This is a genomic window from Herbaspirillum sp. RV1423 (genome assembly GCF_000577615.1).
In the GTDB taxonomy this organism is placed as follows: domain Bacteria; phylum Pseudomonadota; class Gammaproteobacteria; order Burkholderiales; family Burkholderiaceae_D; genus Herbaspirillum.
Genome location: NZ_CBXX010000049.1, coordinates 1 through 19358 on the forward strand (window position 1 = coordinate 1; position 19358 = coordinate 19358).

Sequence of the window (19358 nt, forward strand, 5' to 3'; positions counted from 1 at the left end):
TAGTACAGATTAGTGCACGATTTGTGGTGGCGATAGGTAAAAATAAACATCTAACAATTCTTTAGTTCTCGAACAAAGTCTCAATGAGAGCCCTCGGCAGCCACAGGGAAATGTGGAATTTGATGCATTCCACATTTCAAGAAAATGGGCAAGCCCTGCGTCATGGTCAAAGGCACCGGCATCGCCTCCTTCATCGACGGCCTCGGCAGCCTCAGCGGCAAATTGCCATCCTCGCAACGCGGCGAGACCGTGCTCAAATCGGGACGCCATGCCTGATCGCGTGGCATAGTCCACATCCGGTTAGCCAAAATCCAAAAAGCCCCCTACAATCTGCGCAACGCACCATTTACCGTTCTGGCGTCGATGCGTCGACGCCGCGCACCAGGGAGTCTGTTTGAAAACCATCCATCGCATCGCGCTGGCCTGCGCGCTGCTGGCGCCGGGCGCTGTCGGCGTTGCCAATGCCGCGCCGGCAGCCACCTTCGGCATCGAAGTCGGCAATGCCTTGCTGTGCCTGAATCAGTTGAACAGCAAATATTTCTACGACTATCTCTTCGAAGCCTTCGGCAAACCCTACAAGACCGAAGGCGGCGCCTACTGGTTCAAGGCTGCCGGCAGCAATATCTGGGGCATGGAAATCACCGACGTGATGGTCAACGACAGCAGCAGCCCGGCCGACTTCATCGGCGCCGTGGTCAACGGCACGCCGCAAGCACTGGCCGACGCCATCGGCAAGAACGTCGGCATCCGCTATTCGCTGGAAGACAACACCAAATACTCGCTGCGCCAGTCGCAGGCAGGCAGCGTGATCGCCTACGCCGACACCAAGGCCAAGATTTACTGTTCCAAATCCAAATACCTGGTCCCAGGCAAGGAATGAAAAGCGGCCTCATCGCGAAAATACCGTTCGGTTAAGCGTAAAAAGCCCCTTACCGCATTGCCGGTCCACTGCAACCGTCGTCCTGACGAAAGTCAGGACCCAGCGTCGTATCGGACGTTTTCACGACACTGGGTCCCGGCGTACGCGGGGACGACCGCTGGGAAAACAGGCTTCACTGAACGGCATTACTGCATGGTCAGTCCGCAGCCGGGAAATCCAGCACCGTGTCGTTGACGCGATTGAACAGATTGGTGAAGGTGATGGCAGCCACCGCCAGCAAGGTGTCGACGATCTGGGCATCGCTAAAACCGGCAGCCCTGACCGCGTCGACCGTCGTCGCAGGCACGGTGCCCTGCGTGGTCACCAGCGTGTGCACGAAGGTCGTCAGCGCGTCCAGTTGCGCATCGCCCGATGCTTCCGCGCGACGCAGGCTGCGCACGGCGTCGGCGCTGAGGCCGGCGGCCTTTGCCATCAGCGTGTGCGCGGCCAGGCAATAATCGCAACCGGCAACTTCACTGACCGCCAGCTTGATCGCTTCGACCTGCCTGCCCTTGAGCGAACTCTTGCGCAAGGCGCTGTCGAGGTTGAGCACGGCTTCCAATGCCACCGGGCTGTTGGAGCCGACGCCGGCATAGGCGTTCGGCACCTTGCCGACGGCAGCCTTGATGACGCCGAACAGTTGCGCGGCCTGGCCGCCGGCGGAAGCGATATCCTGGGTGTAAAGACGAGACATGATGAATCCTTTCAGTAATGTTCAAACGGTTCAGATTGGTTCAATAAGGGCGTTGCCACAACCGGTTCGGTCTTTCTGTTCGAGCGCGGTATGGAGATCAGTATAGGGAGATCGGATAGCACTTTTAATGGCAAAATATGCCAATAAATTGATCAATCGTATCAATCCTCATTGCAGGTCCTCGCCATGAACCATGCTTCCGACGCCCTCAGCCGCCTGCTGAACCTGTATCCGGTGCGCACCTCGCTGGACATCCGCTGTCATTTCGGCGCGCCGTGGCGGCTGGCGGGACAGCCTGAGGCCGCCGGCATCGCGCCGTATCACATGATCATGTCCGGAGATGCCTTGCTGGAGGCGAACGGACAACGCGACATGGCGTTGCAGGCTGGCGACATCGTGGTCTTCCCGCGCGGCAGCGCGCATACGCTGCATGCCGGACGCGGCAAGGCGGCGCCGCACTATACGGCGCCCGGCAGCGACGACGACATCCTGATCCGGAAAGAAAACGGCGGCGGCGGCCCGCATACCGACATCCTGTGCGGACAATTCCATTTCGACGCGGCGGCTGCGGCGGCGCTGCTGCCATCCCTGCCGGCCACACTGCTGGTGCGCACCGCCGGCCGGCCCGATTTCGCCGGCCTGCAGGCGCTCATGGCCATGCTGCGCGTTGAAACGGCAGACGCCCGCCCCGGCACCCATGCCGTGGTGATGCAATTGTCGTCGGCGCTGTTCGCCCTGCTGATACGCGCCTGGCTGGAACAGGACGAAGCGCGCAGCATGCCCGGCCTGTTCGCGCTGCTCGCCGCGCCGCGCCTGCAACGCGCGCTGCATTGCATGCTGGGCGAGCCGGAACGCGCGTGGTCGCTGGAGCAACTGGCCGACGCCTGCCATCTGTCGCGCACGACGTTCACGCGATTATTCCGCGCAGCGGCAGGCGCCACGCCGGGCGACATCCTCACGCGCACACGCATGGCCCGGGCGGCGCAACTGCTGGCCGGCGGACAGCGCACGGTGGCCGCCGTCGCCGAAGCCGTCGGCTATCAGTCGGAGGCGTCGTTCAACCGGGTGTTCAAACGCCATTTCCGGATCGGCCCCGGCCAGTACCGGCGACAAGCGCGTGCATTGCCGGCTGCTTCCTGACGCATCCGACGACGCAACTCCATACTTTTATCGTATTGAAATATATAAATCGAGATATTTTACATAGCAGAATCCGGCTCCTATAATCGCCCCAAACAAGAACAACAATACCCAGGGATGGATAAGCGCCGATGATCCGGCCGCATGAGCAGGAGACCGCCGCCAACGCCGCGCCAAGCGCCGCCGTCACGGTGTGCCGCCTGCATCAAAGGTGCTCGCCCCCTGCCCGTTCACCTCCGTATATGCAAGGAAAGCCGACATGGCCGCTGGCGCAACATTCTGGAATACCGCATTGCTGGCGACAGCCGCTGCCGCATTTGCCTTGCTGCCGCCGGCGAGCTACGCCAAAAAGGCAACAGACGACATCGCGCCGCCGCAAATCGTCACGCTCGGCGCCGGCGCGCAGCAATATGCATTTGCCATCTACGCCAACAATGCGCTGACGCAAGACAACAACGCCATCACGCGCGCCGTGATTCTCGAGCACGGCGTCAAGCGCGACGGCGATCGCTATTTCGAAACCGGCGTGAACTTGCTGCGCAAGGCCAACCTCGATCCCGCGCAAAACCTGTTGCTGACGCCCAATTTCCTGACCGAAGGCGATGCCCTGTCGGACAGCAAGATGGCGCTGTGGCGCGGCGACAACTGGATGCAAGGGCAGGATTCCACGCACGGCAAGACCGGCATCAGCTCCTTCCGCGTGTTCGACGACATCGCCGCTTATCTGACCTCCGGACATTTTCCGGCATTGAAGGAAATCGTCTTCATCGGCCATTCCGCCGGCGCCCAGTTGATGCAGCGCTACGCCGTGCTCAACAACAACGATGAAAAGCTGAAGCGGGCCGGCATCAAGGTGCGCTACGTCATCTCCAGCCCGTCTTCCTATCTCTACTTCGACAACAACCGCCCGTCCGACAATGGTTTCGCCCCGGCGGGCGGCGTCCTCTGTCCAGGCTACGACAATTATCGCTACGGCCTCGGCGACATGATTCCTTACGGCCAGGGCAAGGATGGACAGGTCAACGGCGAACAATTGTTCAAGCGCTATGCCGCGCGCGACGTCACCTACATGGTCGGCAGCAAGGACAACAATCCCAACCACCGCTTCCTCGACAAGGCCTGCGGCGCGCGCCTGCAGGGCGCCACGCGCCTCGAACGCCACGACAACTACGTGCGCTACGAGCAATTCCTCGCCGGCAAATGGCAGACGCCGGTGCATCACCCCGACTTCGAAGTACCGGGCGCCGGTCACGAAGCGGCGAGCCTGTTCGGCGCCGACATCGCCGTGCAAAAAATCTTCCCGGCGAAATAAGCGGAGGAAATACGACAGCAAGAATGACGGCCGCCATAAGGCCGCATAAAAAAATGACATCAGGAGACAGGGAAAATGAACAAACCACGGTTTGCCGCGCAGCGCCGGCACATGCTGGCGCTGCAGGTCATGACCATGCTGGCCGCCGCGCCGCTGGCGGCCTATGCGCAGACGCCGCCGAGCTCCGGCAGCATCTTCGACGCCAATCGCCCGCAACTGACGCCGGCCGACCGCGATCGCCTGCAACAGCAGGAACAACCGCGCCAGCGCGTGCAGATCGAGAAGGAAACCCAGGACGCCGACGACGCCTCCGTCGCCGCACAGCAGACATCGGTGAGCGTCAAGGTCGGCGGCTTCACGCTCAGCGGCAACGCCTCCATCGACGACGCCGGGCTGCAAGCCGAACTGAAGGAATTCATCGGCCAGGAACTTGATTTCAACGGCTTGCGCAAGGCCGCATCGCGCATCACCAACCTCTATCGCGAACGCGGCTATCTGGTCGCGCGCGCCTATCTGCCGGCGCAGGAAATCCGCGACGGCCAGGTCGCCATCGCCGTGCGCGAAGGCGTGATCGGCCAGGTCACGGCGGACACCGACAACAACGTGCGCCTGAACAAGGCCGTGATCCAGCGCTACCTGGACGAACTCAAACCCGGCACGGTGATCCGCGAAAGCGAACTGGAAGGCACGTTGCTGCGCCTGTCCGACATCGCCGGCGTGTCGGTGCGCGCGGTGCTGCGCCCGGCCTCGCAGGCGGGCGCCACCGATATTGTGATCCGCATCAGCGAAATGACGGCGATCACCTCGCGCGTGTCGATCGACAACTACGGCAACTACTACACCGGCGCCAATCGCCTGTCGGCCAACCTCAATCTCAACGACGCGCTGGGGCTGGGCGAAAGCTTCGGCATCAATACGCAGAACTCTTTCGAGGGCCTGCGCATCGCCGGGCTCAGCTACATGATGCCGCTCGGCAGCAGCGGACTTTCCATCGGCGCCAGCGTCGCCGAATTGCAGTACAACGTCGGCAAGAGCCTGAAAGACGCGCAGGCCAGCGGCTCGGCCAAGGTGTCCAGCTTCTTCATCAACGATGCGCTGTACCGCAGCCGCCGGGCCAACGTCAACCTGTCGCTGGCCGCCGAGTACCGCCACTTTCAGGACATCACCTCGGCCACCGTGGTCAACAAATCGGCGCGCTTCTGGAGCGCCACGCTGTATGGCGACTGGCGCGACAGCCTGTTCGGCGCGCCGGCCAACAACAGTTGGAACCTGCGCTACGGCCGCGGCCAGCTCGACAAGGAAACGCCCAACGATGCCGCGCTCGACGCCATCACGGCCAAAGCCGCCGGCAATTACAACAAGGCCAACTTTTCGTTCAGCCGCCTGCAACAGATCGGCGCGGGTTATTCGCTGCTGGCGGCGGTCAACGCGCAGTACGCTAACAGGAATCTCGACGCCTCCGAAAAAATGAGCCTGGGCGGCCCCAACGGCGTGCGCGCCTATCCGGTCGGCGAAGCCGCCGGCGATGAAGGCGTGCTCGGCCGGGTGGAATTGCGCAAGCTGATCGGTGTGTACGGCAACGCGGTGGTCGAAGGCACGCTGTTCGCCGACGCCGGCCGCGTCACCATCAACAAGAATCCGTGGGACGCCAGCGACAACCATCAGTCGCGCTACGGCTACGGCGCCGGCGTCAACGTCTATCACAAGGATCTGGTGTTCAACGCCAGCATGGCCTTCTCTCCCGGCGTCAATCCCACGACCGAACAACGCAACGCGCGCCACCTATGGGTCTCGGTGTCGGGTTCGCCGCAAGCCTTCTCCAGCTTCGGCTCGGACACCACCGGCAAGGGCGAGGACTTCGAAGAACCGGAAACCGCGTTCGTGATCTACGGCTCGCTCGGCCTGATTCCCGAATACGTGCACCGCGACGGCGCCACTCCAGCCGCGCCCGCCGACCAGAGCAAGCTGGCCACGCCCAACGGCCGCAACATGCCCGGCTTCTGGCGTGTGCGCGACAACGTCTCCTACATCGGCGCGCATAGCGGCATCCCGCTTTACGACCAATGGAAATTCCTGTGGCAACTGGAACTGGGCCTGTCGCTGAACTACACCAACCGCAGCGCCGAAGCGGTGCCGGACTGGACCCACTCGCAAGACCTGCGCAACACTGGCGTCGCCTTCGCGCATCCGTCGGCAGGGACGATGATGTATGGCCGCTGGGATACGCCGATGAAGGAGAGCACCACCTCCTTCGATCCGTTCCAGGGTCTGACCAGCGCCGCGCATTACAACATCATCGGCTCGCCGGGTTTCATCACCAGCATCACCAAGAATTCCGGCCCGGTCGGCGACGCCATCAACTCCAACAACGACGACGCCGCCTTCAACCGCCGCCAGGACGGCCTGATCGGCTATTGGTCGCCGAAGGTCTACGGCTTCCAGCTCAAGCTGGCCTATTCCAACAACGGCATGAAAGCCGCCTCGGACGTGGACACCGGTTATCTCTACAGCGGCAGCCTGTCGTATGAGCGCGGCGGCTTCTCGGCCGTATTCGCCGCCGAACAGCACATCAACTATTTCGGCATCGCCAGCCTGGGCCGCGACGCGCGCGGCGTCGGCAGCAGCACGCACGTGACCGCCGGCACCTCATCGAGCGACTTCAGCCTGCGCTACGGCATCGCCTACGATTTCGGCAGGACCAAGATCTCGCTGATCGCCGACGACCTGTCGTATTCGGAATCGGGCGTGGTCAACACCAGCGTCACCTCGACCGACTTGTCCAACTACCGGCGCCGCGCCTACATGGTCGGCGTCTCGCATCAGATCGGCGCGCTGGAACTGCGCGCCAGCGCGGCCAAGGCGCTGGCCGGCGATTGCAGCATGATCTCGGGCAACAACGTCAAATGCTCCACCGATGGCATGGGCGCGACGTCGCAGGCGGTTGGTTTTTCGTACAAATGGAGCAAGCAGACCCGCTTCTTCGGCCAGTACGTGATCCTGCGCAATGAAGCGCTGGCCAACTACAACTTCGCCGTGTCCGGCGTGCTCGGCGCCACCGGCCTGTCGCCCGGCGTGGGCACCACCATCCGTGCCCTCGGCGTGGGCGTCAATTACACTTTCTGAGGCGCATCATGACAAAGACGATGACAAAACCAGGCAAGCAGTCCCGGGAAAAGCGCCTCCATCCGGCGCTCAAACCCGCCTGCGCCGCCGTTCTCACCGCCTGGTGCGGCCTGACCATCCTGCCGGCGCACGCGCTGGATGCCAACGCCCTGCCGACCAACGGCCAGATCACCGCCGGCAGCGGCAGCATCAGCCAGAGCGGCAACGCCATGACCGTCAACCAAAGCACCGATCGCATGGCGGCGACCTGGAACACCTTCAACATCGGCAGCAATGCGTCGGTGAATTTCGTCCAGCCCTCCTCGTCCTCGGTGGCGCTCAATCGCGTCACCTCCGGCGACGCCTCGCAAATCTTCGGCCAGCTCAACGCCAACGGCCAGGTCTACCTGATCAATCCGTCCGGCATCCTGTTCGGCCAAGGCGCGTCGGTCAATGTCGGCGGCCTGGTGGCGTCGACGCTGAACATGTCGGACGCCAATTTCATGACGGGCAAGAACGTCTTTGAACTGGAAGGCGCGAACGGCTCGGTCGTCAACCGGGGCAACATCACGGCCGCCGACGGCGGCTATGTCGCCTTGCTCGGCGCACAGGTGCGCAACGAAGGCAACATCGTCGCGCGGCTCGGCAGCGTGGTGCTGGCGGCCGGCGAAAAGATGACGCTCGACTTCAACGGCGACGGCCTGATCAATGTCGAAGTCAGCAACGCCACGCTCAACGCCAACGTCGTTAACCAGGGCGTGCTGCAAGCCGATGGCGGCACCGTGATCATGACGGCGCGCGCCACCGACGCCATGCTGTCGAACGTCGTCAACAACAGCGGCGTGATCGAAGCGACTAGTCTGCAAAACCGCAACGGCGCGATCCTGCTCGATGGTGGAGACTCAGGCGTGGTCGCCAACAGCGGCACGCTCGACGTTTCCGGCAAAGGCAGCGGAGCAACCGGCGGCACCGTCAAGGCGCTGGGCCGGTATGTCGGCCTGTTCGACGGCACCCGCATCGACGCCTCGGGCGACGCCGGCGGCGGCACCGTGCTGGTCGGCGGCAACTATCAGGGCAGCGGCACGGAGCATCAGTCGGAGGCGGTCTACATGGGCGCCGACGCCGCCATCAAGGCCGATGCCATCCGTAGCGGCAATGGCGGCTCGGTGGTGCTGTGGTCGACCGCCAGCACGCGCTTCTACGGCGACATCAGCGCGCAGAGCAATGGTGCGACCGGACGCGGCGGCACCGTGGAAACCTCCGGCCACGACCTCGAGGTCAACGGCCTGGTCCATCTGGGCGCGACATCCGGCCTGGGCGGCGACTGGCTGATCGATCCCTACAACATCAACATCACCACTCCCGCCAATGCCGGCGGCGCCACGACGACCAACCCGTTCACGTCGAGCGGCGCAGCCAGTTCCAACCTGAGTTCGGCCACGCTCAACGCCTCGCTGTCGGAAGGCGCCAACGTGCGCGTCTACACTACCTCGGTCGGCGGCACCTCCGGCGACATCAATGTGCAGGACGACGTCAAGGCGGTCGGCAACGCCACGCTGACCTTGCAGGCGCATCGCAACATCGTGATGACCAATCACTCGATCAGCAATGCCGACGGCAAGTCGCTGAACGTGTCGCTATTCTCCAATTTCAACAATTCCGGCAACGGCTCGATCGCGTTGAGCAACGGCACGATCTCCACCAACGGCGGCTACCTGACCATGAGCGGCGGCCTCGATCCTGCAACCGGTTCCGCCAGCACCGTCCTCAACAGCACCTCCGGCGTGTCGATCACCAACGGCAGCGTGCTCGACACCGGCGGCGGCGACGTCACCATCCGCGGCGCCATCGCCGGCAGCGCGACCTCCAACAGCAGCGCGGTGCAAATCTCCGGTTCGACCATCGACGCCGGCGGCGGCAATATCACCATCCTCGCCAACCAGGCCAGCGCCACCGGCGACGCCTTCGTGATGACCGCCGGCAGCCGCATCGTCACCAACGGCAGCGGCTCGATCAGCATCGACAGCACCAACCTCGGCAACGGCAACGGCACGCGCATTTTCAGCACCAACAACACCATCGCCGCCACCGGTTCGGGCGACCTGACCATCAGCGGCAACGCAACCTCCGGCTATGGCGTGCTGGTGTGCTCGACGGCGGCCACGTCCTCGCAGACGCTGACCGTCGGCAGCGGCACTCTGACCGTCAAGGCCAACAGCAACGGCTTCGCCGGCGCGGGACGGGGCGTCTATCTGGCGGCGTCCGGCACCGGCTCGGTGACGCTCAACGCGACCGCGGGCGGTTCCATCAACGTCGTCGGCAACAGCACCGGCAGCTACGGCACGGTGCTCAATTCCAGCGGTGCCGGTTCGCTGATCAGCATCGCCACCGCGGGCGACATCAACATCGCCGGCAACACCTCGGGCGGCACCACACCGGCACTGGCGCTGATCAGTTCCGGCAACGGCAGCAGTCCGGCGGCAGGTTCGCGCGTCAATGTGTCGAGCAGCGCCGGCAACATCACGCTGACCGCCAACAATAGCGTGATCAACACCTCGAGCGGTTCGTTCAAGGCGCTGTCGATCGACGTCGGCGGCCAGTACGCCGCCGTCAACATCAACACCTGGAGCGGCAACATCAGCCTGAACGGCACCAGCGCCTCGGGCCGCGGTGTCGACATCGCGCCGTCGGCGCTGAACGCCGTGGTCAACATCGGCGCCACCAGCGGCAACATCGCCATCAACGGCAACAGCACCAACAGCTTCGGCGGCTACGGCATCTTCTTCAATTCGACCAACGGCGCGACCGGCGTCAACGTCACCACGCTCAGCGGCGACATCACGCTGCGCGGCGACTCGGTGGGCACCTCGGATGCGATTGCGCTGGGCGGCAGCGGCACCGCCTCGACCAACAACATTTCGTCGCAGGGCGGCAACATCACGCTCAACGGCAACTTCCACTCGCCCAACGTTCCCGAACTGGATCACGGCATCGCGATCCTCGGGGTGACCAACAAGATCCAGACCACCGGTTCCGGCAACGTCACGCTGATCGGCAACGCCGCCGACCAGGGCGATGGCGTCAGCTTCTACGGCAGCGGCAATGCGCTGGTGAGCGTGGAAAACGGCGCCCTCAGCGTGACCGGCAGCAGCGTCTACGGCGACGGCCTCAGCATCCTCACCGGCAGCAACGTGCTGCGCGCCACCGGCAGCGGATCGGTCAGCCTGAGCGGCGCCTCGGCCAACGGCGGGGGCATCACGATCTACCCCTCGACCAACGCCAGCAGCGCCACCATCGCAACGAACACCGGCAAGCTCACGCTGACCGGCACCAGCGGCAGCGCCTCGAGCACGGCCGGCATCACCATCCGCAGTCCCGGCTCGGGCGCGACGGCCGGCGTGCGGATATTGTCGGGCAGCGGCGACATCGCACTCACCGGCACCGCCGACGAATCGGGAGAAGGCATTACCTTTATCGGCAGCAGCACCAGCGGCTTCAATACCGTCGCCACCGGCGGCAGCGGCAACATGACCGTCAACGCCAGCAGCAAGGGCAGCTACGGTTTGCGCTTCAACGGCGGCACCAACAGCCTGCTGGTCGCCGACGGCATCCTGTTCATCACCGCCAGCGCCCCCAATGGCGCGGCGCTCGGACAGTCGGGCGACGCCACCACGTTCGCCGCCACCGGCAACGGCGTGGTGATCATGAACTTCGGCAAGGGCATCAGCAACCTCCTGACCAACGCCGCCACCGCGCCGGTCACGACCGCCTTGCAAACCGAGCAAGCGGGCAGCGCATGGAACCGCCCGAGCGGCAACAGCAACGTGTTCTCGCCGTTCAATGAAAGCGCGCGCCGCCTCAGTATCGACATTGCGATGGCCAACGGTCCGGCCGCCGCCGATGCGCCAACCACTCAACCCCAGACCAACCCCCAAGGTAAAGACGATGACGCTCAATAAACCTCTCTCTCTTCGTATCGCCAGACTGGCGCTGCTGCCCCTGGCGGCGATGACGCTCAGCCATGCAACGTTTGCCGCGCCCGCCGCCGGCAAGAAATCGCCGTACCACGATTACTTCTACTTCCTCGGCGAGATGAACAAGGCCTCGACCGTGATGGTGATCGAGAACAAGATCGTGCCGCCCGACCTCGGCAAGAAGATCGTCTCGGCGGTCGACCAGGTCATCAAGAACGGCGACCTGCCCGGCGCCAAGCGACCGTCCGATTACCTGCAATACGAACCGCTGATCCTGGCGATCGCCGGCCCCGACGGCTCGCGCATGCATTCAGGCCGCAGCCGCCAGGACATCCTCTCCACCAACCGCCGCCTGATGCAGCGCGAGCGCGCGCTGGACCTGATGGAGGCGATGAACAAGTCGAAAACCGAAGTGCTGGAACTGGCCGAGAAGAACCTCGACACCATCGTGCCGGCCTACACCAACGGCGTGCAGGCGCAGCCAACCACCTTCGCGCACTATCTGCTGGCGTTCTCGTCGGCCTTCGGCCGCGACAGCACGCGCCTGCAGGAAGCCTATGCGCGCCTGAACCTGAGTCCGCTCGGCGCCGGCGCGCTGGGCACCTCGAGCTTCCCGGTCGACCGCCGCCGTCTGGCCGAACTGCTCGGTTTCGACGGCCCGATCGAAAACTCCTACGACGCCGCGCAACTGGGCGCGCTCGACCAGGGCGTGGAACTGGTCGGCCTGTGCAGCAATGCGGCGCTGACCATCGGCATCCTGATGCAGGATTTCCACACGCAATACCACCAGCCCTACCCCTGGATCATGATCCGGGAAGGCCGCCTGACCGGCACCAGCAGCATCATGCCGCAGAAGCGCAATCCCTACGGCCTGAACGTGCTGCGTCTGCAAGCCAGCGAAATCGTCGGCGGCGCCATGACCTTCCAGATCGAGGCGCACAACGTCTCGCCCGGCATGCCCGACTACAAGCGCGACCAGGTCGAGCAGACGCTGGAACTGACGTCCAACGCCTTCATCAAGCTGGCCGACCTGCTCGACAACCTGGTGATCGACAAGGACCGCGCCTTGCAGGAAGTCGATGCCGACTACTCGACCACCACCGAGCTGGCCGATATCCTGCAACGCGATTCGGATGTGCCTTTCCGCGTCGGCCACCATTTCGCCTCCGACCTGGTGACCTACGGCCGCACCAACAAGATGAAACCGGCGGACATTCCTTTCGACATCGTGCAGAAAATCTACACGGAAGCGGTCAAGAAGTTCGACTTCGAACGCACGCAGTTCCCGCTGACGCAGGAACAATACAAGAAATCGCTGACGGCGCAGAACATGCTTGCCTCAAGCAAGGGCCTGGGCGGACCGCAACGCGCCGAAGTCGAGCGCATGCTGGGTGTGGAAAAGGCCAAGCTGGCCAAGGACGTGGAATGGCTGCAGCAGCAACGCCAGAAACTGGCTGCGGCGTCGGTCAAACTGGATCAGGCTTTCTACAAACTGGGCAAGTAGTGCAAGTAATACGCGGCGCCGTTGCGATGTGTATATCGGAACGGCGTTGCGCTCAGGCGAGCGCCTGCCGCATCGCCTGGCGATCCAGCGCCTTGTCCCAGGCGCACACCACCACGCAGGCAAGACAATTGCCGATCACATTGCTCAGCGAGCGGCATTTCATCAGCCGCTCGACGCCGAGCAGCAACACGATGCCGCCGACCGGAACGATCTGTAACGTGCTCAGCGTCGCCGCCAGCGCGATGAAACCGGAACCGGTCACGCTGGTCGCCCCCTTGGAAGTCAGCATGGCGATCGCCAGCAGGGACAGTTGCTGCCACGGGCCGACCTCGATGCCGCCGGCCTGCGCCAGGAACATCGCCGCCATGGTGAGGTAGATATTGGTGCCGTTGAGATTGAAGGTATACCCGGTCGGCAACACAAGCCGCACCACGGCCCGTGCGCAGCCCAGTCGCTCCATCTTCTCGGTCAGCCCCGGCAGCGCCGCCATCGACGACGTGGTGAAAAACACCAGCAGCAGTTCTTCCTTGATGTAAGCGATCAGACGGAAAATGTTGATGCCGGCGACGCGTCCGATCACGCCCATCACCACGCAAATGAATGCGATGCTGGCAAGATAGATCGCGCCGACGAAATGCAGCAGCGGCAGCACCGATGCCATGCCGTAGCGCCCGATGGTATAGGCCATGGCGCCGAACGCCGCCAGCGGTGCGACTTTGAGGATCAGGTTGATCATCCCGAACAGGATGCGCAGATTGGCTTCGATGAAATTGAGCAGGCTGCGTCCGCGCTCGCCGAACCGCGCCAGCGCCACGCCGAACAGCACCGCCAGCAGCAGGATTTGCAGACTGCTGTTGCGCGTGAAGGCGTCGAAGAAGGTAGTGGGAATGATATTGAGCAGGAAATCGGCCACGCTCGACGTCGACAGCCGCGTCGCGTATTGTGCGGCGTCGGAGACATGCGAAAGGTCGAGATGCGAACCGACGCCCGGCTGCAACAGATCCGCCGCGAGCATGCCGAAGCCGAGCGAAACGAAGGTCATCGCCTCGAAGTAGACGATGGCCTTGCCACCCACCTTGGCGGCATGCACCTTGTCCTGCATGCCGGCGATCCCAGACACCACCAGCGCAAACATGACGACGCCGATCAGCATCCCGATCAGGCGCACGAAACCGTCGCTGAGCGGCTTCATCCGCACCGCCAGTTGCGGATCGAGATGGCCGAGCGCAATACCGATCGCAATGGCGGCGATCATCTGGAAGAAGGCGTTTTTGTAGAGGGGTTGCTTCATTGCTGGCCTGTCGGGGCAGGCGGTCTCCGTGTTTTGATTTTTGGTTGGGTGAAATTTTATACGTTTGGCGGGGGTTGGGGGTGGGATGGGGATGAGGGGTATCCGCAATTGCCGGTTTTTTGTTTTGTTCCGATTTATTTGTGGTTTGTTGGTGCTGATTCTGTTCTTTCTTCGGACGACCGTGGTTGCCGGGAGCGGCCCGGCAGCCGCTCACTTTCTTTGCTTCGCCAAAGAAAGTGAGCAAAAAAAGGGTTGGAGCACTGCTCCAACCTGTTCGTCGCCCCTTCGGGGTTCCCGTTGGCGCCGCACACAAATCGGGAAGGAGAAAACTCGCTGCGCTCAGACAGTTTTCCCTTCTTTATCCGATTTGTGCACGTCACCAACGGCAGCTCATAAGCGGAACTTCCAGACTGCTCGCTTCGCATCGCAGTCTCAGACGTTCAGCGGGTGCCAATGAGTCCGTCGTCCCAGCGAACGCTGGGACCCAGTGACGTTAATGCGTCACTCAACCTGCTTCACGACGCTGGGTTCCAACTTGCGTTGGAACGACGAAAAAAATAGACCACGGAAAGTTGCGCGTCACCGAACCGATCCGGCAATGCGCAGCGAGCCGGATCAGCAGTTCCGCTTGAGAGTCGCCGGTGGCGGCGGGTGCAAATCGGATAAAGAGGGAAAATTTGTCTGAGCGAAGCGAGTTTATTTTTCCTCCCGATTTGTGCCTGCCGCCACCGGGCACCCCCGAAGGGGGCGACGAACCGGTTGGAGCAGTGCTCCAACCTTTTTTTGCTTACTTTCTTTGGCGAAGCAAGAAAAGTGAGCGTCTGCCGTTTGCTGAAGCAGTGCTTCAGCCCCCCAGCAACCACGGTTGATCGAAGAAAGAACAACAACAACAACAACAACAACAACAACAACAACAAACCGCAAGCAAAACGAAACAAAACACCCCAGATGTAAAATGTATCCCAACCCCATTCTTCAAACCCAAAAGCGACAACACCCAATGGAACTCCGCCACCTCCGCTATTTCCTCGTAGTGGCCGAAGAACAACACTTCACCCGCGCCGCCGAACGGCTGGAAATGCAGCAACCGCCATTGAGCCACCAGATCCGGATGCTGGAAAAGGAACTCGGCTTCGACCTGTTCCGCCGCCATCCCAAGGGCGCCGAACTCACCGCCGGCGGCGCGGCCTTCCTGCAAGAGGCCAAGGCCATCCTGCGCAGCGTCGAACAGGCGGCGGCCAAGGCGGCGCGGGCGGCGCAGGGTTTCGAGGGGACCATCGTCATCGGCTTCACCAGCTCCGCCGCGGCGCATCCGCTGATTCCCTCCATCATCCGCGCCTATCGCGACGCCTATCCCGGCGTGCATCTCGACCTGCGCGAGGGCAATGCGGCCGAGCTGACCGAGGAGATCGAAGAAGGCAAGGTGCATATCGGCTTCCTGCGCTCGCCGGTGAGCCAGCCGCGCGGCATCAGCTTTCATCAGTTGCTCGACGAGGAAATGCTGCTGATCCTGCCGGTCGGACATGCCTTGCTGGATAAACCGCAGAAGGGCGACATGCCTGTGGTCTCGCTCAAGGCGCTGGTCGATGAACAATTCATCCTGGTACGTCGACACGGCGCACCAGGAATGTATTCGCGGCTGATCGAGGCTTGCGAGAATGCGGGCTTCACGCCGCGCATCGCCTCGGAAGTGGAACGCATGCTGACCAATATCAGCCTGGTGGCGGCCGGCGGCGGGATTTCCGTGGTGCCGGCGTCGATGAAGGATTTCCATCGCGACAGCGTGGTGTATTGCCGCATCCGCGATGCGCGTCCGGCATTGGTCGCGCCGATCACGCTGGTGAACCGCACGGACAGCATTTCTCCGGCGGAGAAAAATTTCCTTGAACTGGCGAAGAAATTCACGCGCCAATACAAGAAGAACTGACTCGCAAAACGCTCAGGACAATCAGGAGAACTGCGGCAAATCGGTGCTGCTGCGGGTGCGATCGCGGCCTTGCGCCTTGGCCAGATACAGCGCCTTGTCGGCGGCGCGCATCAGTTTGTCGGGCGCGTCGATATCACGAATCGGCACGAAGGCGCTGACGCCGGCACTGACGGTGACGATGCCGGCATCGTTGCCTTCATGCAGCAAACCGAGCTGGCGCACGGCCAGGCGGATGCGTTCGGCCACCGCGATGGCGCCGGCTTCGTCGGCGCCCGGCAGCAACACCGCCACCTCTTCGCCGCCGTAACGCGCCATCAGATCGCCCGGCCGCGTCTGCTGCGCCCTGATCACGCGGCCGACCTTGCGCAGACACTGGTCGCCGGCGAGGTGGCCGTAGATGTCGTTGTATTGCTTGAAGTGATCGACGTCGATCATGACCAGCGCCAGCGAACGGCCGCCGCGCACGGCGCGGCTGAATTCTTCCTGCAGGCTGAGATCGAACCGGCGGCGGTTGGCCAGGCCGGTGAGGTCGTCTTCCAGCGCCAGCCTTTCCAGCGTCTTGTTCATGCTTTCCAGATTGACGCGCGCCTGGTCGAGTTCAATCTCGGCATCCTTGCGCTCGCGCATGAGCGAGTTGAACGCGCTGCCGAGATCGCCGATTTCGTCGGCGCGATAGGACAGCGGGACTTCATCGTAGGTGCCGGCGGCGCGTATCTTCTGGATGTGCAAGAGCAGGCGATGCAGCGGATCGATCAGGCGCGACATGATCAGCCACGCCAGCCAGCCGGCCAGTATCGATAGCGCCAGGGACACCAGCAGGGCTTTGTTCTGGATATCGCGGATGGCCAGGAAAGCCTCGTCCTTCAGATACAGGGAACCGATGATCCAGTCCGCCGTCTTCATGCGTTTGTAGGCGAACAGCGCCGGCTGGTTGGCGCGGCTCATGCCTTCCATGCTGCCTTCGAAGCCCTGCAGCGCGCGCTCGGTGCCGCCGCTCTTGCCGCCGGCACTGTCGGCATGCTGCAGGATGCGTCCCTTGTCGATATGGTCGACGATGATACCTTTGGAAGTCAGGATGAAGATGAAGCCGGTCTTGCCGATCCTGGCATCGGTGAACTGGCCGAGGAAATTGGCTTGCTGCAGATCGATGCTGCCGACAAAAACCATCACCACCTTGCCGCTGTCGTCGAACACCGGTTCGGTCATCAGCACGACCGCGCGCCCGGACATCTGGCTGCGCAGCGGTTCGGAAATCACGCCCTGCTTCAACGCCAGCGTGCGGCGCATGTATTCGCGGTCGGTGATGTTATAGCGGCCGATGGAGCCGGTGTCGATGAAGTTGGCGATCAGATCGCCGTTGGCGCCGAACACGGAAACGTTGAAGAACATCTCGGTGAGGCTGGTATGGCCGGCCAGATAGATTTGCAATTGCCTGATGTCGCGGCGCGCCTGCGGCGGCAATCCTTGCGACAGCGACCGCAAGGCGATGCGGCGCGCATGGAAACTTTCGTCGAGGGCGGTGGCGATCGTGCTGATCGTCGTGTACTGATGGGAACCGATGAGCGTCTTGATGTCGCGCTTCATGACGTACAGCGACACCGACACGATCACCGCGGCAGTCGCCAGAACGGCAGTCACCACGACCATGATGACCTTGGCCTTGAGCGTCCACTTCAGTCGCAACAAGTTGCCCAAAATATTTTTCTTTTCGGAAATAGTATTGAACCCGGGCTGATGCTCCCCCGGCAACGCAATCAATGGTACCCGAGTTTGTCCGGTTCAATGGAGGGGGCGTGTTGCAAAAATGGCCGACGCGCGCGGTCCTGCGCGATTTTCTATCAAGCAACCGGGCTTGATTTCAGATCACCTGCAGCGCCTGCAACAAGGGCAGCCGCTCCACGAAAAAGCGTGTCGCCTGTTCGGTCAGCTCGTCGAGGTTGGCCTGCGCGTCTTCCAGCCGCACGCCGTCTTTCACGAGCATCTTGCCTTGCGCCGAGATGCGCCGCCAAACGAAATCGACGATCTCGACCGGTGTTTGCTGCTGCTCCAGCACTGCCAGCATGAACAGTTGCTGGATGCGGTCCGCCGGTACGCCGCCGCCGGTCACCGGGCTGGCCAGATGTTCGATGTCGCCGTCGGCATTGCTGCCGGCCGCCTGCCCGATCAGATGGCGGTTCAGCGCGGCGCAGCCGTTGCCGCCCGCTGACTTGCCGGTCTCATCCTGCACAGGCGCCGCCTGGCCGCTGCCGATCAGCATCATCATGGCTTCCAGAACCTGTTGCAGGCCCAGGTTGCGGCTGCCGACGATGCCGGCGATCTCGCCCAGCGAGTGCGGCTGCAAATCCGCCAACACATCGATGATGGGGTCGTAAATGTGCCGGTTCAGCGTGATCTCCGCCGACACCGTCTTCTGCGTCATCGGAATCTTGCCCGGCGTATTCAGCAGCACGACGCGCTGCGCGGCCAATGTGGCCTGATGGCCGGCCGGGTCCAGCGGTTGCGCGCCGCGCACCCAGTAGTCGCGGCGGAATTGCTGGTTGACCATGAAATCGCGCACGCTCTGGCGCAGGTGGCGGTCTTCGACGGCGGCACAGAATTCGCGCTGCGCCGCCGTCAGGTTGGCGATGTCGAGATAGTCGCGCAAGTCCGCCGAACAGGCGAACTCCAGCCCGGCGTCGGCCCAGATCGCTGCCATGTCGGCGAACGCTTCAACGTGCCAGTGGCGATTGAAGTACTCATGCGCGAGGTAATGGCGGCTCTGCTTTTTCAGCAGCTCCAGACGCTCCTGCATGAAAGGATTGGCCTGTACGTAGACCGGATTGGCGGCGAACATGCGCTCGGCGAATTCCAGCGCGGCGTCGATGCGTTCGGCGCTGCCCTTGCCGGCGTTGGACGGCATGTCGAAATGGCGCAGCAGCAAATCGCGCAAGGGCATGAAGGCGGCCCAGCCCGGCTGCGTGTTGTAGCTGACGTAGAGCACTCCGCCGATCTTGAGGCGGCGCTCGACGAAGTCGCGGATGATGGCGCGGTTCTCGGCCGAGACCCAGCTCCAGATGCCGTGCATGGCGATGAAATCGAACTGCGGCAGATCCTCGCGCGCGCAAAACTCGGCGAAACTGGCTTGCTGCAATTGCGCGCCGCCGCCGGCGACCTGCGCCAGCATCCGCGCATGGCTTGCCTGAGCCGGATTGAAGTCGTTGCCGTACCAGGCAACCGATGAAGCGGCGGCATGGATGTTCACGCTCAATCCCTGGCCGAAACCCAGCTCGCACGCCGTGCGCACCTCCGGGCTGTCGAGCCCGACCGCGGCGAAAGCCAGTTGCAGCCGCGCCGGATTCAGTTGCGGGTAGTAGCCGTGGGTATAGCCGATGTCGGTCACATAGCCGTCGGTCCAGTTGGCGCTCATATCGTCCAGTTCCGTGAAATGCGAATCCGCAGTGTCGCAGAATCGGCCGATGTCGTCTGCGGGAATATGACGGACATTTCGTCGCAATT

The 19358-nt window shown here is 62.9% G+C and carries 13 protein-coding genes; 8 read left to right on the top strand and 5 right to left on the bottom strand.

The genetic code is table 11. The features are described from left to right. Positions 1 to 144: 144 nt before the first annotated feature. Both RV1423_RS30860 and RV1423_RS25945 read left to right on the top strand, forming a co-directional pair. Positions 145 to 276, top strand: a complete 132-nt coding sequence (locus RV1423_RS30860) for a hypothetical protein (RefSeq protein ID WP_255344238.1) — start codon at positions 145 to 147, stop codon at positions 274 to 276. A gap of 118 nt (positions 277 to 394) precedes the next feature. Continuing rightward, positions 395 to 880 carry a hypothetical protein gene (locus RV1423_RS25945; protein WP_034303332.1) on the top strand — a complete coding sequence of 162 codons (486 nt, stop codon included), beginning with the start codon at positions 395 to 397 and terminating at the stop codon, positions 878 to 880. Between the two features lie 196 nt (positions 881 to 1076). On the opposite strand, the gene RV1423_RS25950 is transcribed toward RV1423_RS25945, so the two are convergent. Continuing rightward, the gene (locus RV1423_RS25950) at positions 1077 to 1613 is read right to left on the bottom strand and encodes a carboxymuconolactone decarboxylase family protein (protein ID WP_034303334.1); all 537 of its coding nucleotides are present in this window, start codon (positions 1611 to 1613) and stop codon (positions 1077 to 1079) included. 186 nt (positions 1614 to 1799) lie between these two features. Between RV1423_RS25950 and RV1423_RS25955 the strand changes: the two genes are divergently transcribed. The 5 genes from RV1423_RS25955 (at position 1800) to RV1423_RS25975 (ending at position 12645) form a co-directional block, all read left to right on the top strand. Then, the gene (locus tag RV1423_RS25955; protein ID WP_034303358.1) at positions 1800 to 2753 is read left to right on the top strand and encodes an AraC family transcriptional regulator; all 954 of its coding nucleotides are present in this window, start codon (positions 1800 to 1802) and stop codon (positions 2751 to 2753) included. A gap of 259 nt (positions 2754 to 3012) precedes the next feature. After that, a complete protein-coding gene (locus RV1423_RS25960) occupies positions 3013 to 4065 on the top strand; it encodes a hypothetical protein (RefSeq protein WP_034303335.1) in 1053 nt (350 codons plus the stop codon). 75 nt (positions 4066 to 4140) lie between these two features. Next, a complete protein-coding gene (locus RV1423_RS25965) occupies positions 4141 to 7188 on the top strand; it encodes a ShlB/FhaC/HecB family hemolysin secretion/activation protein (RefSeq protein WP_034303337.1) in 3048 nt (1015 codons plus the stop codon). An 8-nt stretch (positions 7189 to 7196) separates the two neighbouring features. Further along, a complete protein-coding gene (locus RV1423_RS25970; protein WP_051516968.1) occupies positions 7197 to 11126 on the top strand; it encodes a filamentous hemagglutinin N-terminal domain-containing protein in 3930 nt (1309 codons plus the stop codon). Then, positions 11113 to 12645 carry an argininosuccinate lyase gene (locus RV1423_RS25975; RefSeq protein WP_034303338.1) on the top strand — a complete coding sequence of 511 codons (1533 nt, stop codon included), beginning with the start codon at positions 11113 to 11115 and terminating at the stop codon, positions 12643 to 12645. The genes RV1423_RS25970 and RV1423_RS25975 overlap by 14 nt, the downstream gene beginning before the upstream one ends. 52 nt (positions 12646 to 12697) lie before the next feature. Here the strand turns inward: RV1423_RS25975 and RV1423_RS25980 are convergent, their stop codons facing one another. Beyond that, positions 12698 to 13936 carry a cation:dicarboxylate symporter family transporter gene (locus tag RV1423_RS25980; RefSeq protein WP_034303339.1) on the bottom strand — a complete coding sequence of 413 codons (1239 nt, stop codon included), beginning with the start codon at positions 13934 to 13936 and terminating at the stop codon, positions 12698 to 12700. A gap of 515 nt (positions 13937 to 14451) precedes the next feature. Beyond that, a complete protein-coding gene (locus RV1423_RS30180) occupies positions 14452 to 14937 on the bottom strand; it encodes a hypothetical protein (protein WP_155835304.1) in 486 nt (161 codons plus the stop codon). Here RV1423_RS30180 and RV1423_RS25985 point away from each other — a divergent pair. Beyond that, complete coding sequence (locus tag RV1423_RS25985) at positions 14937 to 15863, top strand: LysR family transcriptional regulator (RefSeq protein ID WP_034303341.1); 927 nt, start codon at positions 14937 to 14939, stop codon at positions 15861 to 15863. The genes RV1423_RS30180 and RV1423_RS25985 overlap by 1 nt on opposite strands. A 21-nt stretch (positions 15864 to 15884) precedes the next feature. On the opposite strand, the gene RV1423_RS25990 is transcribed toward RV1423_RS25985, so the two are convergent. Both RV1423_RS25990 and RV1423_RS25995 read right to left on the bottom strand, forming a co-directional pair. Next, on the bottom strand, positions 15885 to 17558 hold the full coding sequence (locus RV1423_RS25990; protein WP_034303365.1) for a GGDEF domain-containing protein: 1674 nt from the start codon (positions 17556 to 17558) through the stop codon (positions 15885 to 15887). Between the two features lie 163 nt (positions 17559 to 17721). Continuing rightward, entirely contained in the window at positions 17722 to 19269 is a 1548-nt protein-coding gene (locus RV1423_RS25995) for a class I SAM-dependent methyltransferase (RefSeq protein ID WP_034303368.1), read from the bottom strand. Positions 19270 to 19358: the final 89 nt, after the last annotated feature.

Excerpts from the sequence above, each read along its gene's own strand:
- RV1423_RS25985 (WP_034303341.1), top strand. The coding sequence starts at position 14,937 with ATGGAACTCCGCCACCTCCGCTATTTCCTCGTAGTGGCCGAAGAACAA.
- RV1423_RS25960 (WP_034303335.1), top strand. The coding sequence starts at position 3,013 with ATGGCCGCTGGCGCAACATTCTGGAATACCGCATTGCTGGCGACAGCC.
- RV1423_RS25950 (WP_034303334.1), bottom strand. The coding sequence starts at position 1,613 with ATGTCTCGTCTTTACACCCAGGATATCGCTTCCGCCGGCGGCCAGGCC.
- RV1423_RS25970 (WP_051516968.1), top strand. The coding sequence starts at position 7,197 with ATGACAAAGACGATGACAAAACCAGGCAAGCAGTCCCGGGAAAAGCGC.
- RV1423_RS25955 (WP_034303358.1), top strand. The coding sequence starts at position 1,800 with ATGAACCATGCTTCCGACGCCCTCAGCCGCCTGCTGAACCTGTATCCG.
- RV1423_RS25980 (WP_034303339.1), bottom strand. The coding sequence starts at position 13,936 with ATGAAGCAACCCCTCTACAAAAACGCCTTCTTCCAGATGATCGCCGCC.
- RV1423_RS25965 (WP_034303337.1), top strand. The coding sequence starts at position 4,141 with ATGAACAAACCACGGTTTGCCGCGCAGCGCCGGCACATGCTGGCGCTG.
- RV1423_RS25995 (WP_034303368.1), bottom strand. The coding sequence starts at position 19,269 with ATGAGCGCCAACTGGACCGACGGCTATGTGACCGACATCGGCTATACC.
- RV1423_RS30860 (WP_255344238.1), top strand. The coding sequence starts at position 145 with ATGGGCAAGCCCTGCGTCATGGTCAAAGGCACCGGCATCGCCTCCTTC.
- RV1423_RS25975 (WP_034303338.1), top strand. The coding sequence starts at position 11,113 with ATGACGCTCAATAAACCTCTCTCTCTTCGTATCGCCAGACTGGCGCTG.